This is a genomic window from Streptomyces sp. NPDC085927 (assembly GCF_044540975.1).
Lineage (GTDB): Bacteria > Actinomycetota > Actinomycetes > Streptomycetales > Streptomycetaceae > Streptomyces > Streptomyces hirsutus.
In genome coordinates this window covers 69,769-87,850 of record NZ_JBITSN010000017.1, presented here as the reverse complement: position 1 = coordinate 87,850, position 18,082 = coordinate 69,769, and the positions used below count along the sequence as shown (strand labels likewise).

The 18,082-nt window shown below is 71.6% G+C and carries 21 protein-coding genes; 19 read left to right on the top strand and 2 right to left on the bottom strand.

All coding sequences use genetic code 11. The annotated features are described in order from the left end of the window. Positions 1–7: 7 nt before the first annotated feature. The gene (locus ACIF80_RS31970; protein WP_399811029.1) at positions 8–907 is read right to left on the bottom strand and encodes a methyltransferase domain-containing protein; all 900 of its coding nucleotides are present in this window, start codon (positions 905–907) and stop codon (positions 8–10) included. 616 nt (positions 908–1,523) lie between these two features. On the opposite strand from ACIF80_RS31970, the gene ACIF80_RS31965 reads away from it, so the two are divergent. The 17 genes from ACIF80_RS31965 (at position 1,524) to ACIF80_RS31885 (ending at position 14,918) form a co-directional block, all read left to right on the top strand. Then, positions 1,524–2,126: a hypothetical protein gene (locus tag ACIF80_RS31965; RefSeq protein ID WP_399811027.1), complete on the top strand. Its 603-nt coding sequence runs from the start codon at positions 1,524–1,526 to the stop codon at positions 2,124–2,126. A gap of 330 nt (positions 2,127–2,456) precedes the next feature. Then, positions 2,457–2,876: a 30S ribosomal protein S16 gene (gene rpsP / locus ACIF80_RS31960; RefSeq protein WP_399811025.1), complete on the top strand. Its 420-nt coding sequence runs from the start codon at positions 2,457–2,459 to the stop codon at positions 2,874–2,876. Positions 2,877–2,878: 2 nt separating this feature from the next. Next, positions 2,879–3,118 (top strand): RNA-binding protein, encoded by a 240-nt coding sequence (locus tag ACIF80_RS31955; RefSeq protein WP_055597159.1) that lies wholly within the window; start codon positions 2,879–2,881, stop codon positions 3,116–3,118. An 81-nt stretch (positions 3,119–3,199) separates the two neighbouring features. Then, complete coding sequence (gene rimM / locus ACIF80_RS31950; protein ID WP_399811023.1) at positions 3,200–3,784, top strand: ribosome maturation factor RimM; 585 nt, start codon at positions 3,200–3,202, stop codon at positions 3,782–3,784. After that, the gene (gene trmD / locus ACIF80_RS31945; protein ID WP_399811020.1) at positions 3,784–4,617 is read left to right on the top strand and encodes a tRNA (guanosine(37)-N1)-methyltransferase TrmD; all 834 of its coding nucleotides are present in this window, start codon (positions 3,784–3,786) and stop codon (positions 4,615–4,617) included. Before rimM ends, trmD begins: the two co-directional genes overlap by 1 nt. A 131-nt stretch (positions 4,618–4,748) precedes the next feature. Beyond that, the gene (rplS, locus tag ACIF80_RS31940; RefSeq protein ID WP_399811017.1) at positions 4,749–5,099 is read left to right on the top strand and encodes a 50S ribosomal protein L19; all 351 of its coding nucleotides are present in this window, start codon (positions 4,749–4,751) and stop codon (positions 5,097–5,099) included. Between the two features lie 33 nt (positions 5,100–5,132). Further along, positions 5,133–5,885, top strand: coding sequence for a signal peptidase I (lepB, locus tag ACIF80_RS31935; protein ID WP_399811015.1), 753 nt, complete (start codon positions 5,133–5,135; stop codon positions 5,883–5,885). After that, positions 5,878–6,972 carry a signal peptidase I gene (gene lepB / locus ACIF80_RS31930; protein ID WP_399811013.1) on the top strand — a complete coding sequence of 365 codons (1,095 nt, stop codon included), beginning with the start codon at positions 5,878–5,880 and terminating at the stop codon, positions 6,970–6,972. The genes lepB (ACIF80_RS31935) and lepB (ACIF80_RS31930) overlap by 8 nt, the downstream gene beginning before the upstream one ends. Next, positions 6,860–7,852, top strand: coding sequence for a signal peptidase I (gene lepB / locus ACIF80_RS31925; RefSeq protein ID WP_399811011.1), 993 nt, complete (start codon positions 6,860–6,862; stop codon positions 7,850–7,852). The genes lepB (ACIF80_RS31930) and lepB (ACIF80_RS31925) overlap by 113 nt, the downstream gene beginning before the upstream one ends. Before the next feature lie 79 nt (positions 7,853–7,931). After that, positions 7,932–8,717, top strand: coding sequence for a signal peptidase I (gene lepB, locus ACIF80_RS31920; protein ID WP_399811009.1), 786 nt, complete (start codon positions 7,932–7,934; stop codon positions 8,715–8,717). Beyond that, complete coding sequence (locus tag ACIF80_RS31915; RefSeq protein WP_399811005.1) at positions 8,707–9,261, top strand: NUDIX hydrolase; 555 nt, start codon at positions 8,707–8,709, stop codon at positions 9,259–9,261. Before lepB (ACIF80_RS31920) ends, ACIF80_RS31915 begins: the two co-directional genes overlap by 11 nt. A 114-nt stretch (positions 9,262–9,375) precedes the next feature. Continuing rightward, positions 9,376–9,684, top strand: a complete 309-nt coding sequence (locus ACIF80_RS31910) for a DUF2469 domain-containing protein (protein ID WP_003965949.1) — start codon at positions 9,376–9,378, stop codon at positions 9,682–9,684. Positions 9,685–9,783: 99 nt separating this feature from the next. Continuing rightward, on the top strand, positions 9,784–10,188 hold the full coding sequence (locus tag ACIF80_RS31905; protein WP_399811002.1) for a YraN family protein: 405 nt from the start codon (positions 9,784–9,786) through the stop codon (positions 10,186–10,188). Position 10,189: 1 nt separating this feature from the next. Further along, positions 10,190–11,815, top strand: a complete 1,626-nt coding sequence (locus ACIF80_RS31900) for a YifB family Mg chelatase-like AAA ATPase (protein ID WP_399811000.1) — start codon at positions 10,190–10,192, stop codon at positions 11,813–11,815. Continuing rightward, on the top strand, positions 11,812–13,011 hold the full coding sequence (dprA, locus tag ACIF80_RS31895; protein ID WP_399810998.1) for a DNA-processing protein DprA: 1,200 nt from the start codon (positions 11,812–11,814) through the stop codon (positions 13,009–13,011). Before ACIF80_RS31900 ends, dprA begins: the two co-directional genes overlap by 4 nt. Positions 13,012–13,359: 348 nt before the next feature. Beyond that, the gene (whiG, locus tag ACIF80_RS31890; RefSeq protein ID WP_399810996.1) at positions 13,360–14,202 is read left to right on the top strand and encodes an RNA polymerase sigma factor WhiG; all 843 of its coding nucleotides are present in this window, start codon (positions 13,360–13,362) and stop codon (positions 14,200–14,202) included. Between the two features lie 158 nt (positions 14,203–14,360). Then, a complete protein-coding gene (locus ACIF80_RS31885) occupies positions 14,361–14,918 on the top strand; it encodes a TetR/AcrR family transcriptional regulator (protein ID WP_399811184.1) in 558 nt (185 codons plus the stop codon). Positions 14,919–14,964: 46 nt separating this feature from the next. Here the strand turns inward: ACIF80_RS31885 and ACIF80_RS31880 are convergent, their stop codons facing one another. Next, the gene (locus ACIF80_RS31880) at positions 14,965–15,519 is read right to left on the bottom strand and encodes a M23 family metallopeptidase (RefSeq protein WP_399810994.1); all 555 of its coding nucleotides are present in this window, start codon (positions 15,517–15,519) and stop codon (positions 14,965–14,967) included. A gap of 435 nt (positions 15,520–15,954) precedes the next feature. Between ACIF80_RS31880 and rpsB the strand changes: the two genes are divergently transcribed. Together rpsB and tsf are read left to right on the top strand one after the other, a co-directional pair. Continuing rightward, positions 15,955–16,902 (top strand): 30S ribosomal protein S2, encoded by a 948-nt coding sequence (gene rpsB / locus ACIF80_RS31875; protein ID WP_399810992.1) that lies wholly within the window; start codon positions 15,955–15,957, stop codon positions 16,900–16,902. A gap of 169 nt (positions 16,903–17,071) precedes the next feature. Continuing rightward, the gene (tsf, locus tag ACIF80_RS31870) at positions 17,072–17,908 is read left to right on the top strand and encodes a translation elongation factor Ts (protein WP_388436465.1); all 837 of its coding nucleotides are present in this window, start codon (positions 17,072–17,074) and stop codon (positions 17,906–17,908) included. Positions 17,909–18,082 lie beyond the last annotated feature (174 nt).

Here is an 18,082-nt window from a genome sequence, read left to right as displayed (position 1 = left end):
GACGGCGTCAGGGTGTCCGGGCGATCAGATACCGGAAGACGTTCGGCATCCACACCGTCCCGTCCTGCCGTTCGTAGGGATGCAGCGCCTCGGCGATTTCCTTGTCCACCTGGATCCGGTCCGTCGCCGCGATCGCCGGATCGAACAGTCCCGTCGACAGCAGACCCCGTACGGCGCTGTCCACGTCGGCGTATCCGAAGGGGCAGGCCACCCGCCCCGAGCCGTCCGGCTGGAGGCCCGCCCGCCGGGCGACGTCCTCCAGGTCGTCGCGGTGCGCGGGGCGCCAGGTTCCCGTGCCGTGCAGCGGCTCCGCCGGCCCGGTGGCCACCCGGAGCACGGACGCCGTGGCGCAGCGCTCCGGCGGACCCCAGCCGGCGAGCACCACGGCCGCTCCGCGACCGGCGAGCGGAACCGCCTCGGCGAGCTGTTCGCTCAGTCCGTCCGCGTCCCCCGCGAGGCATCCGATGGGTTCGAAGGCGGTCACCACGGTGTACACGGGGCTGTTCCCGCCGGCCGCGCCCGTACCGGAAGCCGCCGTGTCCGCCGTGCCCCCGCGGACCGTGTCCCCGGGGGAGCCGTCCACGATCCGGGCGTCCGCACGGGCACGTGCGTCCCGCCCGGTGGGCAGCAGCCGCTCGCGCGCGACGGCCAGCCGGTCCGACGAGGTGTCGACACCGGTGACCGCGGCGCCCCGGGAGGCGGCCATCAGCAGGGCGAGTCCCGAACCGCAGCCGAGGCCGAGCAGCCGCGTCCCGGACCCCACGTCCAATCGCTCGTGGACGGCCTCGTAGAGCGGTACGAGCATCCTCTCCTGTATCTCGGACCAGTCACGCGCGCGTGCCCGCCGGTCCACGCGAGGGCCGTGGCCTGTGCGAGGAAGGTGCTGCCGCACGAGCGTAGGTGTCATAGGTGAGCGCCCCAATCAGCCGAGAGTTGCCGCGCCGCCCGATCGCCTCGCCCCCGCGCGGCGCGCTCGCACTACCCCCGTCATGCCAGGAAACTCCGCCCTCGACCCGGCGTCCAGTGGAGCGGGGCGATGGCTTGGGAGTTGCTCGTGCCAGTGGCAAGAATTCACATTCCGGTAATCCGGGGGAGACCGGATGGTTCCGGCCAAGGTCCACAAACCGGTGATCACGGACGGGCCCGGAGCGGGCGCCGGGAGGGGAGGGCGGAAGGGGCGGACGGCCCGGTGCCGGGTGCCGGCCGCGGACGGGGTAACGTCGTGACCCCGGCACGCGCCCGCGGAGCCGGGGCCGGAACCGCTCCGTCGGGAGTGCGGCCGAAACGCCTCTTGCGCATCCGCGGGTCACGGGAGAACCGGCGCGCGGACACCGCGTACGCGCCGGACCGGGGGGCCGTGTACGTCAGCCTACGCACCACCTTGAGGTGAGCTGTGAGGCTTCTCCGCAGATCAGCGCACCCGCCCTCGTCGGGACGCATGAGCGCATACTGACGGGTAAGGGCAAATTATTTGGGATGCCCCGGAATCGGAACACAGAGGCACCCCGGCTCGTTGTCATTACGTGAGCACGACACAGACACCACCTGTACTCGCCGCAGAACTGGCGCAGGCGTGGGCCGATATTCAGCGGTACCACCCCGAGCTGCCCGATCTTGCCGCGCCCGAGTCCCTGATCGGGGAGTCGTCGTCCGCGTGCGGTCACGAGCTCTCCTTCGAGCGACTGCTGCACGAGGCAGTCCATGGCATCGCCGCCGCACGCGGCGTACGCGACACTTCCCGCGCAGGCCGCTACCACAACCGCAGATTCCTCGCGATCGCCGAGGAGCTGGGCCTGGACCATCCCGACGAGCCGCATCCCAGCAGCGGCTTCTCGCTGGTCTCCCTCACCCCGGAGGCGAAGCGCCGCTACCGTCCCACGATCGAGCGCCTCCAGCGCGCACTGAAGGCGCACTCCGCCGCGACCGCGGGCGACACCGCCCGCAGTTTCCGCGGTCCGGCGGCGCGTCATGGCTCGTCCGGCGGTGGTGTGCGCGTCAAGGCCGTCTGCGACTGCGGCCGCAACGTACGGGTCGTCCCGTCGGTCCTGGCGCAGGCCCCCATCGTCTGCGGCGGCTGCGGCAAGCCGTTCCGGATCCGCGAGGGGGTGGCCGCGGCCGCGGGCTGACAGCAATCGGCACCTCGTGGGTGCCGGACGCACGTCAGACGCGCGGATGCCGTCCACTCCCACGCATCCGTGGCAGTCGTGCCGGCACCCGGCGCGGCGGCACGGTCGCCGTCGCGCCGCGTGCCGGCGAAGCGTGCCTCGCTGCGGCCTGCCGCACCCCGCGGTCCCCGGGGCCCCGCGGGATGTGGCAGAATAGCCAGCTGTACTCGACGGCCGTACAGGAACCCTCTCTCCTCCGGCTGACGCGTCCATCGGGCACTCGGGTACCGCAACCCCACGCGGCCATCTCGCCGTGCCCAACCACGTCAAAATCCAGGAGAACCCACTCCCGTGGCAGTCAAGATCAAGCTGAAGCGTCTGGGCAAGATCCGTTCGCCTCACTACCGCATCGTCGTCGCCGACTCCCGTACCCGCCGTGACGGCCGGGCCATCGAGGAGATCGGCAAGTACCACCCGACGTACAACCCGTCGGTGATGGAGGTCGACGGTGAGCGTGTGGCGTACTGGCTCGGCGTCGGCGCCCAGCCGACCGAGCCCGTGCTCGCCATCCTGAAGAAGACCGGCGACTGGCAGAAGTTCAAGGGCGAGCCCGCCCCGGCTCCGCTGCTCCAGCAGGCCGAGAAGGCCGCCCGCCCGTCGTTCGAGGCACTCGGTGGCGAGGACGAGGGCAAGGGTGAAGCCATCACCCAGAAGAAGAAGACTGAGAAGAAGGACGAGGCCCCGGCCGAGTCCGCGTCGACCGAGGCCTGAGCATGCTCGAGGAGGCTCTCGAGCACCTCGTGAAGGGCATCGTCGACCATCCTGACGATGTGCAGGTCGCCTCGCGCGACCTGCGCCGCGGGCGTGTGCTCGAGGTCCGGGTCCACCCGGACGACCTCGGCAAGGTGATCGGCCGCAACGGCCGCACCGCACGCGCCCTGCGCACCGTCGTGGGCGCCATCGGCGGCCGCGGTGTCCGTGTCGACCTCGTCGACGTGGACCACGTCCGCTGACGCTCAGCGCAACCGGCTCGGGCCGGGGAGGGCCTCAGGGCCGTCCCCGGCCCGTCGTCGTACGACAGGAGATCAAGCACAGTGCAGCTGGTAGTCGCTCGCATCGGCCGTGCCCACGGCATCAAGGGCGAGGTCACCGTGGAGGTCCGCACCGACGAGCCGGAGCTGAGGCTCGGGCCCGGTGCCGTCCTGGCCACCGATCCCGCCTCCACCGGACCGCTCACCATCGAGACCGGCCGGGTGCACAGCGGCCGCCTCCTGCTGCGCTTCGAGGGCGTCCGTGACCGCACCGGCGCCGAGGCGCTGCGCAACACCCTCCTCATCGCCGAGATCGACCCGGACGAGCAGCCCGAGGACGAGGACGAGTACTACGACCACCAGCTGATCGACCTCGACGTCGTCACCCGGGACGGGCAGCCGGTGGGCCGGATCACCGAGATCGCCCACCTGCCGACGCAGGACCTCTTCGTGGTGGAGCGGCCCGACGGCGGCGAGGTGCTCGTACCGTTCGTGGAGCAGATCGTCACCGAGATCGACCTCGAGGAACAGCGCGCGGTCATCGACCCGCCGCCGGGCCTCATCGACGACCGGGCCGAGATCGCCTCCTCGCGGGACGAGACCGTCCCCCCGGAGGACGAGACCGCCGCCTCGCGGGACGAGGTCTGATGCGGCTCGACGTCGTCACCATCTTCCCCGAGTACCTCGAACCGCTGAACGTCTCCCTCGTCGGCAAGGCGCGCGCGCGTGGACAGCTGAACGTCCAGGTGCACGACCTCCGCTTCTGGACCCACGACCGGCACAACACCGTCGACGACACCCCGTACGGCGGCGGCCCCGGCATGGTCATGAAGACCGAACCGTGGGGCGAGGCGCTCGACGAGATCCTGGCGGACGGCTACGAGGCCGGTGCGCACGCGCCCGCCCTGATCGTCCCCACCCCCAGCGGCCGCCCCTTCACCCAGGAACTCGCCGTCCGCCTCTCCGAGCGCCCCTGGCTGATCTTCACCCCGGCCCGCTACGAGGGCATCGACCGGCGCGTCGTCGACGAGTACGCGACCCGCATGCCGGTGTACGAGGTGTCCATCGGGGACTACGTCCTGGCCGGCGGCGAGGCGGCCGTCCTCGTCGTCACCGAGGCCGTGGCCCGGCTGCTGCCCGGCGTCCTGGGCAACGCCGAGTCCCACCGGGACGACTCCTTCGCCCCGGGCGCCATGGCCGGCCTCCTGGAAGGCCCCGTGCACACCAAGCCGCCCGTCTGGCGCGGCCGGGGCATTCCCGAGGTGCTGCTCAGCGGCCACCACGGGAAGATCGCCCGCTGGCGGCGCGACGAGGCGCTGAGGCGCACCACGGCCAACCGGCCCGACCTCATCGAGGGCTGCGATCCCAAGGCCTTCGACAAGAAGGACCGCGAGATGCTCTCCATCCTGGGCTGGGAGCCGGACCCGGCCGGGGAGGCGTACGGCCGATTTTGGCGCAGGACCGGCGACGTGGAAGAATGAGCCGCTGTTGTGCGTCGTCCGGCGTGCGCCCCTGCCGCAGGGGGACACGACGCCCGCCCCGAACCGCACACCCCGATCCGAACCCCTATTGCCGTTGATGACCTGCGGCATCAGCGAAGAAAGCAGACGAAATGTCTCACCTGCTCGACTCCGTCGACTCCGCGTCGCTGCGCAGCGACCTCCCGAACTTCCGTCCCGGTGACACCGTCAACGTCCACGTGCGCGTCATCGAGGGCAGCCGCTCCCGTGTGCAGCAGTTCAAGGGCGTGGTGATCCGTCGCCAGGGTGCCGGCGTGCGCGAGACCTTCACGGTCCGCAAGGTCTCCTTCTCCGTCGGCGTCGAGCGCACCTTCCCGGTGCACACCCCGATCGTCGAGAAGATCGAGCTCGTCACCAAGGGTGATGTCCGTCGCGCCAAGCTGTACTACCTGCGCGAGCTGCGCGGCAAGGCGGCGAAGATCAAGGAGAAGCGCGAGAGGTGAGCGCTTCCCGGGGCCGGATAACATCTGGCCTCGATGGACACCGAAGCACAGTCGACGGAGCGCGACCGCTCCCCCCACCCGGCCGGACCCGAGGACACCTCGGGGGCCCCGGGCCCGGAGGGACGGTCGCGTTCCGCGTTGGCGGGGCGCCTCGTGGGACGGCTCCCCGGGGGACGGGCCACCGCGGCCCTGCTCCTCGTGCTGCTGTTCCTGTCGGTGCTCAGCACCTTCGTGGCCCGGCCGTTCCAGATCCCCAGCGGTTCGATGGAGCCCGCGTTGAGGGCCGGGGACCGTGTTCTCGTACTCAAGTTGGCATACCGTTTCGGTGCCGGACCGCAGCGCGGCGACGTGGTCGTGTTCGACGGCACCGGGTATTTCGGGGACGCCGACTACATCAAGCGCGTTGTCGGTGTGGGCGGGGACCGCGTGGTCTGCTGCGACAAGGACGGGAGGATCCGGGTGAACGGCCGGACGGTCGACGAGTCGGGTTTCCTGTTCCCCGGCGAGAGCGCCTCCACGGTGCCCTTCGACGTCGTCGTCCCCGAGCAGCGCCTGTTCGTCCTCGGCGACCACCGCGGCTCCTCCAGCGACTCCCGTGACCATCTCGGTTCGCCCGGCGGCGGCATGGTCCCGGTGAACAGGGTGATCGGCCGCGCCGACTGGATCGTCTCGCCCTTCGGCCGCGCCACCCGGCTGCACCGCCCCGACGCCTACGCGCGCGTGCCGGCTCCGGTGCCGACCGCCCGGGCGGACGCGGCGCACCCGGGGGAGGGGACCCATGGGTAACCGCGGCAAACCCCGCGGCGTCCCGGCGAGCGCCGCGGACAACCTGCTGCCCACCGGCGCGCGCCGCGCGGTGAGCGCGTCGAGCGGACGCAGCCGGGCCGACCGGCGCAAGCTCCAGCGGAAGGTCAAACGGCGCCGCCGACGCGGCGCGGTCAAGGAGATACCGCTGCTCATCGGGGTCGCCGTCCTGATAGCGCTGGTGCTGAAGACGTTCCTCGTCCAGGCCTTCGTCATCCCCTCCGGCTCCATGGAGCAGACGATCCAGGTCGGCGACCGTGTCCTGGTGGACAAGCTGACCCCGTGGTTCGGCTCCAAGCCGCAGCGCGGGGACGTCGTCGTGTTCAAGGACCCCGGCGGCTGGCTGCAGGACGAGCAGCCCATCCCCCAGAAGGAGGACCCGGTCGGCATCAAGCAGGTCAAGGCCGGGCTCACCTTCATCGGCCTGTTGCCCTCGGAGAACGAGAAGGACCTCATCAAACGGGTCGTGGGGGTCGGCGGCGACCAGGTCCAGTGCTGTGACAAGCAGGGACGGGTCACCGTCAACGGGGTGCCACTGGAGGAGGGCGACTACCTCTTCCCGGGCAACGCCCCGTCCACCACGCCGTTCGACGTCACCGTGCCCCAGGGGCGCCTGTGGGTGATGGGCGATCACCGGTCCAACTCCGCCGACTCCCGTGCCCACCAGGACACCGACTACGGCGGCACCGTCTCCGAGGAGGAGGTGGTGGGCCGGGCCATGGTCATCGCCTGGCCGTTCGGCCACTGGAACACGCTGGACGAACCGACGGCCTACGCCTCCGTGTCGGACTCGGCGCCAGGGTCGACCGCTGCCGCCCAGCTGTCGCATAGGGTTGCCCCGGATGATTCGAACGGAATGATTCAGCTCCCGAGCCCTGCGGAACTCCCGCTCGTTATGGGAGTGGTGGGCCTGCGCCGTGCATGGGGCAGGCGGCGGCACAGAGTGAGGAGCTGGCGTGGGGGATGTGGCGGTTGGCGCACGGTCCGGAGCCGACGGAGAGGAGCACCGCGGGCGTCCCGCGGAGTCCCTCGTCCCGGTCGAGGACGGCGTCGCGACCTCCGGGAGTGACTCCCCGGCGGCAGGAGAGGGAAGAGTGACGGACGACCGGTCGGAGAGCGGCGGCCGGGGGCCGGACGAACCGCCCCGCGAGCAGAAGAAACCACGCTCCTTCTGGAAGGAGCTGCCCATCCTGGTCGGTATCGCGCTGGTCCTGGCACTGCTGATCAAGACGTTTCTGCTGCAGGCGTTCTCCATCCCGTCGGACTCGATGCAGAACACCCTGCAGCAGGGCGACCGTGTCCTGGTCGACAAGCTCACCCCCTGGTTCGGCTCCGAGCCCGAGCGCGGCGAGGTCGTGGTCTTCCACGACCCGGACAACTGGCTGGCGGGCGAGCCCACGCCCGACCCCAACGCGTTCCAGACGTTCCTCAGCTGGATCGGTCTGATGCCGTCGGCGGAGGAGAAGGACCTGATCAAGCGGGTCATCGGGGTCGGCGGCGACGTCGTCGAGTGCAAGGGCACCGGCCCGCTGACGGTCAACGGCGTCGCCCTGAACGAGGCGGACTACGTCTACCCGGGCAACACCCCGTGCAGCCAGGACGACCAGGGCGGCCAGTTCAAGGTCGAGGTCCCCGAGGGCAAGATCTGGGTCATGGGAGACCACCGGCAGAACTCCCGGGACTCCCGCTACAACCGGGCCGACAAGAACAACGGCATGGTCCCGGTGAGCGAGGTCGTCGGCCGTGCCGTCGTCATCGCCTGGCCGGTCGGCCGCTGGGACATGCTCGAGGTCCCGGACATCTTCGACCAGCCGGCGCTGGACACGCAGGCATCGGCATCCGCGGCGCTGACGGTGGCGCCCCAGGGGGTCGCGCTCGTGGGCGCGGTGCCGCTGGTGCTGTGGCGGCGCAGGTGGGACCGCCGGCGCGAGGACGGGCCCAGGGCCTGAGCACCGCGGCCGGAGGCCGGGCCGGCTGCCCGAAGGAGGGGGCTGACCCGGTCCAGTACTGCCGGGTAGGGTGCCGCCCATGACTGGTCGGAGCACGACACGTACGGCTTCGCGGGACGGCGATGCGGGCCGGGGCCCGGCGGGCAGCCGGACCGGGCAGCGACTGTCCTCGGTGGCCGTGGCGCTGGGCCTGGCGCTGTTCCTCGGCGGGTTCGTCTGGGGAGCGATGGTGTACCTGCCGTACACCGTGCCCACCCCCTCGATGGCGCCGACCATCGGTGCCGGTGACCGGGTGCTGGCCCAGCGCGTCGACGGCGGCGACGTCCGCCGCGGCGACGTCGTGGTCTTCGAGGACGACAACTGGGCCGACGTACCGGTCGTCAAGCGGGTGGTCGCCGTCGGCGGGGACACCGTCTCCACCGGGCAGGACGGCAGGCTGGAGGTCAACGGCACGGAGATCGACGAGCCGTATCTCTCCGAGAACGAGGCGAGCGGGCTCAACGCCTTCCCGGAGGTGACCGTGCCGAAGGGCCGCCTGTTCCTGCTCGGCGACGAGCGAAGCGGCTCCCTGGACTCGACCTCCCGTCTCACCGACACCGCGAACGGCACCGTCTCCCGCGAGGCGGTCGAGGCCCGGGTCGACGCGGTGGTCTGGCCGATGGACGGCATGCTGAAGGCCCCGACAGGCTTCGAGGAACTCGGCGACCTCTCCGCGCCGGGACCGCTGCCGACGGTCCTCGCCATGGTCCTCGGCGGGGCCGTGCTCATCCTCGGCGGGGCCGCGTACGGCCCGCTCGCCCAGCGGGCCGCCGCCTCCCGGGCCCGTCGTGCGGACGAGGGAGCGAGGGCGGGCGGTGCCCGCTGAGACGCCCCGCCCCACCGGCGACTCCTGCGAGGGCCGGGACGAGGGCGGGAGCGGGGACGGAGGCGGGCTGCGCAGGGTCGCCCGCGTCGTCCTGCTGGACCCGAGGGACCGCATCCTGCTGCTGCACGGCCATGAGCCGGACGACCCCGCCGACGACTGGTGGTTCACACCCGGCGGCGGCGTGGAGGGCGACGAGACCCGTGAACAGGCGGCGCTGCGGGAGCTCGCGGAGGAGACCGGCATCACGGAGGTGGAGCTGGGGCCCGTGCTGTGGCGGCGGACGTGCTCCTTCCCGTTCGCGGGCCGCCGCTGGGACCAGGACGAGTGGTACTACCTCGCCCGCACCACCAGGACGGCCACGGGAGCCACGGCACTGACCGAGCTGGAGCGGCGCAGCGTCACCGGAGCACGCTGGTGGACATGCCCGGAACTGGCTCGGGCCCATGAGACGGTGTACCCGACGAGACTCGCCGAGCTGCTGCGCACCCTGCTCGACGAGGGTCCCCCGGCCGGACCCGTGACCCTGGACACCGAGATCGTCTAGCCGCAGGCCCCGGGGGCCGTCCGGCGGCGTCCGGCGGGTCGGCCCGGTTCGGGGACGGCGGTCCCCGGGACGGGCGCACAATGGTGGGATCGCACGGGTGAAGGGGAACATGCCATGAGCGCCGAGGACCTCGAGAAGTACGAGACCGAGATGGAGCTGAAGCTCTACCGGGAGTACCGCGACGTCGTCGGTCTGTTCAAATACGTGATCGAGACCGAGCGCCGCTTCTATCTGACCAACGACTACGAGATGCAGGTGCACTCGGTTCAGGGCGAGGTGTTCTTCGAGGTGTCCATGGCGGATGCCTGGGTCTGGGACATGTACCGGCCGGCCAGGTTCGTGAAGCAGGTGCGCGTCCTGACATTCAAGGACGTGAACATCGAGGAGCTCAACAAGAGCGACCTGGAGCTCCCGGGCGGGTGACCGAGGGGCCCGGCGGGGACATGACGCACCCCGGTGGATGACGGAGTTTTCCACAACGGCCGGGTTGTCCACCAAGATCCACTCCGGATGGCCGGCTGCGTGACGGTTGGCGCCGGAGGTGGTGCCGACATGAACCCACGACAGCAGGCACGCGGCGCACTCGGCAGGTACGGGGAGACACTGGCCGCGCGGCGGCTGGCGCAGGCCGGAATGACGGTCCTGGAGCGCAACTGGCGCTGCGGCAGGACCGGCGAGATCGACATCGTGGCCAGGGACGGCGACGCCCTCGTCGTCTGCGAGGTGAAGACCCGCAGGGCCGCGTCCTTCCAGCACCCCATGGAGGCGGTCACCCCCGCCAAGGCGGACCGCCTGCGGAACCTGGCGCAACGCTGGCTCCAGGAACACGGGGGAGCACCGCCCGGCGGCGTCCGCATCGACCTGGTCGGCGTCGTACTGCCCGAGCGTGGCGCGCCCCGGGTCGAGCATGTCCGGGGGGTGGCCTGAGATGGGATTCGCCCGTACGTGTTCGGTGGCGCTGGTCGGCGTCGAGGGCGTGGTCGTGGAGGTCCAGGCCGACCTGGAACCGGGAGTGGCGGCGTTCACGCTGGTGGGGCTGCCGGACAAGAGCCTGACGGAGAGCCGCGACCGGGTCAGGGCAGCGGTCGTCAACTCCGGTGCGGAATGGCCGCAGAAGAAGCTCACCGTGGGGCTCAGCCCGGCGTCGGTGCCGAAGGCGGGCAGCGGCTTCGATCTCGCGGTCGCCAGCGCCGTCCTGGGCGCCGCCGAGCGGATCGACCCGCGGGTGCTCGCCGACCTCGTGATGATCGGCGAACTGGGGCTGGACGGCAGGGTGCGGCCGGTCCGGGGCACGCTGCCCGCGGTCGTCGCGGCGGCCGACGCCGGGTACGAACAGGTCGTGGTGCCCGAGTGCGCCGCCGCCGAGGCCTCACTGGTGCCGGGCGTGTCCGTGCTGGGCGTCCGCAGCCTGCGCCAGCTGATCGCCCTGCTCACCGACGAGCCGGTGCCCGAGGAGGAACCCGCCCACCAGGGACGGCCCGACCCGCTCCTCGCCGGACTGCGGATGCCCGGCACCGGCGCGGCCACCGGCATGCACGGCACCGGCGCGGCACAGTACGACACCGGCCACGACCTCGCGGACGTCTTCGGCCAGCTCCCTGCGCGGACCGGGGTGGAGGTGGCGGCGGCCGGCGGGCACCACCTCTTCCTCGAGGGGCCGCCAGGAGCGGGCAAGACCATGCTCGCGGAGCGGCTGCCCTCGCTCCTTCCCCCGCTCGACCGGCAGGAGTCCCTGGAGGTCACCGCCGTGCACTCGGTGGCCGGCCTGCTGCCCCCGGACAAGCCCTTGATCGACACCGCCCCCTACTGTGCCCCGCACCACTCGGCCACCATGCAGGCACTCGTCGGCGGCGGCCCCGGCACGGCCCGCCCCGGAGCCGTGTCGCTCGCGCACCGGGGCGTGCTCTTCCTCGACGAGACCCCCGAGTTCGGCAGCCACGCCCTGGACGCCCTGCGCCAGCCGCTGGAGGCCGGGCACGTCGTCATCGCGCGCAGCTCGGGCGTGGTGCGTTTCCCGGCGAGGTTCCTCATGGTGCTCGCCGCCAACCCCTGCCCCTGCGGCCGCTACTCGCCGAAGGACACCCTGTGCGAGTGCCCGCCCTCGTCGATCCGCCGTTACCAGGCCCGGCTGTCCGGCCCACTGCTCGACCGGGTCGACCTGAGGGTCGAGGCCGAACGCGTCACCCGCGCCGAACTGACCGCCGACGGAGCCTGCGGCGAGTCCACCGCCACGGTCGCCGACCGGGTGCGCGCGGCCCGGGAACGCGCCGCGAGGCGGCTCGCGGGCACCCCGTGGCGCACCAACAGCGACATCCCCGGACGGGAGCTGCGCAACCGCTGGCACGCGGTCCCCGGCGCGATGGACGACGCCGAGCGGAGCCTGGAGCGGGGCGTGCTCAGCGCGCGCGGACTGGACCGGGTGCTGCGGGTCGCGTGGACCGTCGCCGACCTGGTCGGCCGCGACCGGCCCGATGCCAGGGACGTCGCCCTCGCACTGCACCTGCGCACCGGCGTCCCGCGCGGGGTGCCCATGGCGATCGGAGCGCTGACATGAGCGGCGCCGCCGAGCCCGTGAACGGATCGGTGGACGGACCGGTGGACGAACCTGTGGACGGCGAACTCCTCGCCCGGATCTTTCTCACGCGCGTCGTCGAACCCGGCGACGAGACCGGCGGGCGGTGGGTGCGGGAGCTGGGCGCGCGGGAGGTGGCGGCGCGGCTGCGGGCAGGAGGCGAACCGTTGCCGGGGGCGAGCGGCCGGCGCTGGGCCGGGCTGCTGGCGCGGGCCGAGCAGGCCGACCCCGGCCGGGATCTCGCCGTCGCGCGGGGCGCCGGGGTGCGGTTCGTGTACCCCGGGACGGCCGAGTGGCCCCGGCAGCTCGACGACCTGAGGGACGGCCGGCCCGTCGGACTGTGGGTGCGCGGCCCCGCCGACCTGCGGATGTGGGCGCTGCGCTCGGTCGCCGTCGTCGGTGCCCGCGCCTGCACCGAGTACGGCGCCCACATGGCCGCCACCCTCTCCGCCGAGCTCGCCGAGCGCGGCTGGGTCGTGGTCTCCGGCGGTGCCTACGGAGTCGACGGCGCCGCTCACCGCGGAGCGCTCGGCTCGGGCGGCGCCACCGTCGCCGTACTCGCCTGCGGCGTCGACCGGCCCTACCCGCGCGGACACACCGGGCTGATCACCAGGATCGCGGAACAAGGTCTGGTCATCGGCGAGTTGCCGCCCGGCGATCACCCGACCCCGAGCAGGTTCATCCTCCGCAACCGGGTCATCGCCGCGCTCACCCGGGGCACCGTGGTCGTCGAGGCCGCGCACCGCAGTGGCTCCCTGGTGACCGCCAGGGCGGCCGGACGCCTCGGACGTCACACGATGGGAGTACCGGGACCGGCCACCAGCGGGCGCTCGGCCGGGGTGCACGAACTGCTGAGGCAGGGCGCGGTACTGGTCACCGATGCCGCGGAGATCGTAGAACTGGTCGGGGACATGGGCGAACTGGCCCCGGAACGACGCGGGCCGGTGCTGCCCCGGGACCTGCTGCAACCCCTCGTCCGCCAGGTCCTCGACGCGCTGCCCGCGCGCGGCGCGGCCCTCGCCGACGGGATCGCACGCGACGCACGGACCACCCGGGACGACGCGATCGCGAGACTGTACGAACTGCGAGCACTTGGTTACGTCGAACGACACGGCGACGGCTGGAAGTTGACACGCCAGGCGGTGATTCCCGCCGACAACGGTTCCGGGGTCCCCTGACGGAGGGTGTTCGGCCGTCCGGGGGAACGGCTACAGCCCTTGGAAAATACGTCAGTTGGAGCACCCGGGTGATCACGCAGAGCGACGTGGTTCACCCGGTGGAGTGGTGTGCGGGACGCCCCCGTACCCGCCCCGACCTCATTTCCTCGCACACCGCGACCCCACAGTCACGCTACGCTCACAAGCGTCCCGGCATGGAACGCCGGCATGGAACGGCAGCAGGGGAGGACGCCCGGCCGGCGATACCGCAGGCGATACCGGGCAGGCAGCACAGACAGGCAGCCCGGCATCAGACAGACAGCTCACCCAGGCAGTACCAGTCCACTGCAGAACGGCACAAGGCGACGAATGCCCCAGCACACCTCCGGGTCCGACCGGGCGGCGATCCACCCAGCCGCCCGCGACGGTGGCAGCGTGCGGCCGCCCGCTCCCTCGACGCTCGACGAGCTGTGGCGGTCGTACAAGGCGACGGGTGACGAGCGGCTGCGGGAGCAGCTGATCCTGCACTACTCGCCGTTGGTGAAGTACGTCGCGGGCCGGGTCAGCGTGGGGCTGCCGCCCAATGTCGACCAGGCGGACTTCGTCTCCTCCGGGGTGTTCGGACTGATCGACGCGATCGAGAAGTTCGACGTCGACCGGGAGATCAAGTTCGAGACCTACGCGATCACCCGCATCAGGGGCGCGATGATCGACGAGCTGCGGGCCCTGGACTGGATTCCGCGCTCGGTGCGGCAGAAGGCGCGCAAGGTGGAGCGGGCGTACGCGACGCTGGAGGCACGGCTCAGGCGGACGCCGACCGAGAGCGAGGTCGCCGGCGAGATGGGCATCGCCGTGGAGGAGCTGCACGCGGTTTTCAGCCAGTTGTCGCTCGCCAACGTCGTCGCCCTGGAGGAGCTGCTGCATGCCGGGGGTGACGGCGGCGACCGGCTCAGCCTGATGGACACCCTGGAGGACACCGCCGCCGACAACCCGGTGGAAGTGGCCGAGGACCGGGAGCTGCGACGGTTCCTGGCGCGGGCGATCAACACCCTCCCGGAACGGGAGAAGACCGTGGTGACGCTGTACTACTACGAAGGGCTCACTCTGGCCGAGATCGGCCATGTGCTGGGGGTCACCGAGAGCAGGGTCAGCCAGATCCACACCAAGTCCGTGCTCCAGCTCAGGGCGAAGCTGGCGAGCTTCCGGGGCTGAGCCGGCCGGGTCGGCCTGCCGTCCGAGCCGGCCGCCGGACCCGTCGCCGGGCCCGCCGATGGGATACGGCCGTCCGACCTGCGGTTTCGGCCGGGGGACTCCCGTCTGGCGCGGCGCGTCCGTAAAGTGGTGGCGTGCCAAGGATTCGAGCGGCCTCCGTGGCCGAGCACCGGTCGATGCAACGCGCCGCCCTGCTGGACGCGGCACGCTCCCTGCTGTCCGAGGGCGGTACGGAGGCGCTGACCTTCCCCGCCCTCGCCGAGCGCACGGGCCTGGCGCGCTCGTCCGTCTACGAGTACTTCCGGTCCCGGGCGGCTGTCGTCGAGGAACTGTGCGAGGTCGACTTCCCGCTCTGGGCGGCCGAGGTGGAGACGTCGATGGCCGCGGCCGACGGAGCCGAGGCCAAGATCGAGGCGTACGTCCGCAAACAGTTGGAACTGGTCGGGGACCGGCGTCACCGGGCCGTGGTGGCGATCTCCGCGAGCGAACTCGACTCGGGCGCCCGGGAGAAGATCCGCGCGGCACACGGCGGCCTCATCGCGATGATCGTCGAGGCTCTGGGCGACCTGGGGCACGACCAGCCCCGGCTCGCGGCGATGCTGCTCCAGGGTGTGGTCGACGCGGCGGTGCGCCGCATCGAACTCGGCGCCGCCGAGCACCCGGAGACGATCACGGAGGCAGCGGTCGCCATGACCCTGCGCGGCGTCCGGCCCTGACGGCCGCCGCCTCGTAGGCCCGGCCTCACGTCGCCCGCCCGGCCGGTCACCCGGGTACCGGCAGGCCGAGGACCGGGAGGAGCCTCGGCGGGCCGTTGCGCAGGAGCCAGGGCGGCAGCAGGGCGAGCGGGTCGAGGTAGACGTCCGCTCTGAGCAGGCCCCAGTGAAGGCAGGGGGCCGTGCAGTGGGGGCTCCTCGCCGGGTCCGTCGCCGCCACCGCGCCGATCACCTCGCCCGGTGCCACTTCGGCCCCTTTCTCCACCGACGGGAGAACCGGCTCGTAGGTCGTACGCAGCGGCGGCGTCCCCGTGCCCGACAGCTCCACCGAGACGACGCCCCGTCCGGCCACCTGCCCGGCGAAGGAGACCCGGCCCGCCGCCACCGCCCGCACCGGCGTCCCCGGCGTCGCCGCCAGGTCCACTCCCCGGTGCCCGCGCCCGTACCTGGTCTCCGGCGGTTCCCAGCCCCGCAGCACCCGGGGGCGTACTCCCACGGGCCAGACCCGCCCGACGGCCGGCACTCCGGCCTCGGCCTCCGGCGCCCCGGCACCGGGAACTGGAGCCGTGTCCTCGGCCGCAGCCGTGTCTCCAGCCTCACTCATGTCCCCAGCCCCAGCCGGGTCCCCGGCACCGGCCGTGAGCAGCAGCGGCAGTACCGTCGGCAGTGACGACGGCGGCGGCGACAACAGGGCCGTCGGGGCCAGGACCAGCAGGACGATCAGGCGTGCCCATGTCCTCGGAAATCGGCTCACTCGCATGCCGGAGAGCCTCCCCGGAATCGGTGATCACGGCCCGGACCTGTGGACCATCACCCGGTTGTGGACAACGGCGTCACCCGGTGCCCCGCGGGTCCCGTACACTTCTGGTGGCGACCCGGGTCACCGGGTCGACTTCGCACGCCCCGACATCAGGACTGGTCACGGCCGCTCCCGGTGTCAGCGCCCCTCGGTCCTTCGTGGCAATGGCGCGTCGTGGGCGTCAGGCGCGGGAGCCGCCGGCTCCCGCGGCACAACCGAGAAAATCAAGGAGATACGGCCATGGCCGTCGTCACGATGCGGGAGCTGCTGGAGAGCGGCGTCCACTTCGGTCACCAGACCCGTCGTTGGAACCCGAAGATGAAGCGCTTCATCTTCACGGAGCGCAACGGCATCTACATCATCGACCTGCTCCAGTCGCTGTCGTACATCGACCGCGCCTACGAGTTCGTCAAGGAGACCGTCGCCCACGGCGGCACGGTCATGTTCGTCGGTACGAAGAAGCAGGCGCAGGAGGCCATCGCGGAGCAGGCCACCCGCGTCGGCATGCCTTACGTCAACCAGCGCTGGCTGGGCGGCATGCTCACCAACTTCTCGACCGTCTACAAGCGTCTGCAGCGCCTCAAGGAGCTCGAGCAGATCGACTTCGAGGACGTGGCCGCCTCCGGCCTCACCAAGAAGGAGCTGCTGGTCCTCTCCCGCGAGAAGGCCAAGCTGGAGAAGACCCTCGGCGGTATCCGCGAGATGCAGAAGGTGCCCAGCGCCGTCTGGATCGTGGACACCAAGAAGGAGCACATCGCGGTCGGCGAGGCCCGGAAGCTCAACATCCCGGTCGTCGCCATCCTCGACACCAACTGCGACCCCGACGAGGTCGACTACAAGATCCCGGGCAACGACGACGCGATCCGCTCCGTCACCCTGCTCACCCGTGTGATCGCCGATGCGGTCGCCGAGGGCCTCATCTCCCGCTCCGGTGTCGCCACCGAGGGCAAGGGCGAGAAGACCGCCGGCGAGCCCCTCGCCGAGTGGGAGCGCGACCTGCTCGAGGGTGAGAAGAAGGCCGACGAGACCCCGGCCGCCGCCGAGGCGGAGAAGCCCGCCGAGGCCCCCGCTGCCGACGCTCCGGCCGCCGCCGAGGCCGAGGCCGAGAAGCCGGCCGAGGAGGCCCCCGCGGCCGAGGAGGCCCCCGCGGCCGACGCCGCCCCGGCAGCCGAGGCCGACCAGGCCTGATCTGCCCGTCAGTGCTGATGACGGCGGGAGCGGGCGACATGAAGTCCGCTCCCGCCGTTCACCCGTAGGTGCGCGGCGTGTCACGGTTCCCCGGCTCGGACAGTCCACTGTGGACCGCAGACCCCGCAGATCTCCCATTCTCCAGACTTCGAGAAAGATTTACAGACTCATGGCGAACTACACCGCCGCCGACGTCAAGAAGCTCCGGGAGCTCACCGGCGCCGGCATGATGGACTGCAAGAAGGCGCTGGACGAGGCCGAGGGCAACGTCGAGAAGGCCGTCGAGGCGCTCCGTATCAAGGGCCAGAAGGGCGTCGCCAAGCGCGAGGGCCGCTCCGCCGAGAACGGCGCCGTGGTCTCGATCATCGCCGACGACAACTCCTCCGGTGTCCTCGTCGAGCTGAAGTGCGAGACGGACTTCGTCGCCAAGGGCGAGAAGTTCCAGGCCGTGGCCACCGCCATCGCCGAGCACGTCGTCGCGACCTCCCCGGCCGACATCGAGGCCCTGCTCGCCTCCGAGATCGAGGCCGGCAAGACCGTCCAGGCGTACGTCGACGAGGCCAACGCCAACCTGGGCGAGAAGATCGTCCTGGACCGCTTCGCCCGGTTCGCCGACGGCTACGTGTCGGCGTACATGCACCGCACGATGCCCGACCTGCCCCCGCAGATCGGTGTCCTCGTCGAGTTCGACAAGCCGAACGCCGAGGTGGCCAAGGGCGTCGCCCAGCACATCGCCGCCTTCGCGCCGCAGTACCTCTCCAAGGAGGACGTGCCGGCCGAGGTCGTCGAGACCGAGCGCCGCGTCGCCGAGGAGACCACCCGCGCGGAGGGCAAGCCCGAGGCCGCCCTGCCGAAGATCGTCGAGGGTCGCCTCAACGGCTTCTTCAAGGACGCCACGCTGCTGGGCCAGCCCTACGCGCTGGACAACAAGAAGTCCGTCCAGAAGGTCCTGGACGAGGCCGGTGTCACCCTGAAGCGCTTCACGCGCATCAAGGTCGGCATCTGAGTCCGTACCGCGACGGGCGTGCGACCCCTATAGGGTCGTCAGCAGTCGTTCGGACACGCCGTCACGCACGCGCGCGTGCCGCACGACAGCAGATCTGACGAGGAGGCCATTGCCGCATGGGATGCGTAGCACACCCCACCGGCAGTGGCCTCCTTCGTATGTGCAACAGGTGAA

Bases quoted from the DNA above. Each gene is read 5' to 3' on its own strand.
- whiG (WP_399810996.1), top strand. From the start codon at position 13,360: ATGCCCCAGCACACCTCCGGGTCCGACCGGGCGGCGATCCACCCAGCC.
- rpsB (WP_399810992.1), top strand. From the start codon at position 15,955: ATGGCCGTCGTCACGATGCGGGAGCTGCTGGAGAGCGGCGTCCACTTC.
- trmD (WP_399811020.1), top strand. From the start codon at position 3,784: ATGCGGCTCGACGTCGTCACCATCTTCCCCGAGTACCTCGAACCGCTG.
- ACIF80_RS31970 (WP_399811029.1), bottom strand. From the start codon at position 907: ATGACACCTACGCTCGTGCGGCAGCACCTTCCTCGCACAGGCCACGGC.
- lepB (WP_399811013.1), top strand. From the start codon at position 5,878: ATGGGTAACCGCGGCAAACCCCGCGGCGTCCCGGCGAGCGCCGCGGAC.
- ACIF80_RS31910 (WP_003965949.1), top strand. From the start codon at position 9,376: ATGAGCGCCGAGGACCTCGAGAAGTACGAGACCGAGATGGAGCTGAAG.
- lepB (WP_399811015.1), top strand. From the start codon at position 5,133: ATGGACACCGAAGCACAGTCGACGGAGCGCGACCGCTCCCCCCACCCG.
- dprA (WP_399810998.1), top strand. From the start codon at position 11,812: ATGAGCGGCGCCGCCGAGCCCGTGAACGGATCGGTGGACGGACCGGTG.
- lepB (WP_399811009.1), top strand. From the start codon at position 7,932: ATGACTGGTCGGAGCACGACACGTACGGCTTCGCGGGACGGCGATGCG.
- tsf (WP_388436465.1), top strand. From the start codon at position 17,072: ATGGCGAACTACACCGCCGCCGACGTCAAGAAGCTCCGGGAGCTCACC.
- ACIF80_RS31900 (WP_399811000.1), top strand. From the start codon at position 10,190: ATGGGATTCGCCCGTACGTGTTCGGTGGCGCTGGTCGGCGTCGAGGGC.
- ACIF80_RS31955 (WP_055597159.1), top strand. From the start codon at position 2,879: ATGCTCGAGGAGGCTCTCGAGCACCTCGTGAAGGGCATCGTCGACCAT.
- rplS (WP_399811017.1), top strand. From the start codon at position 4,749: ATGTCTCACCTGCTCGACTCCGTCGACTCCGCGTCGCTGCGCAGCGAC.
- ACIF80_RS31880 (WP_399810994.1), bottom strand. From the start codon at position 15,519: ATGAGTGAGGCTGGAGACACGGCTGCGGCCGAGGACACGGCTCCAGTT.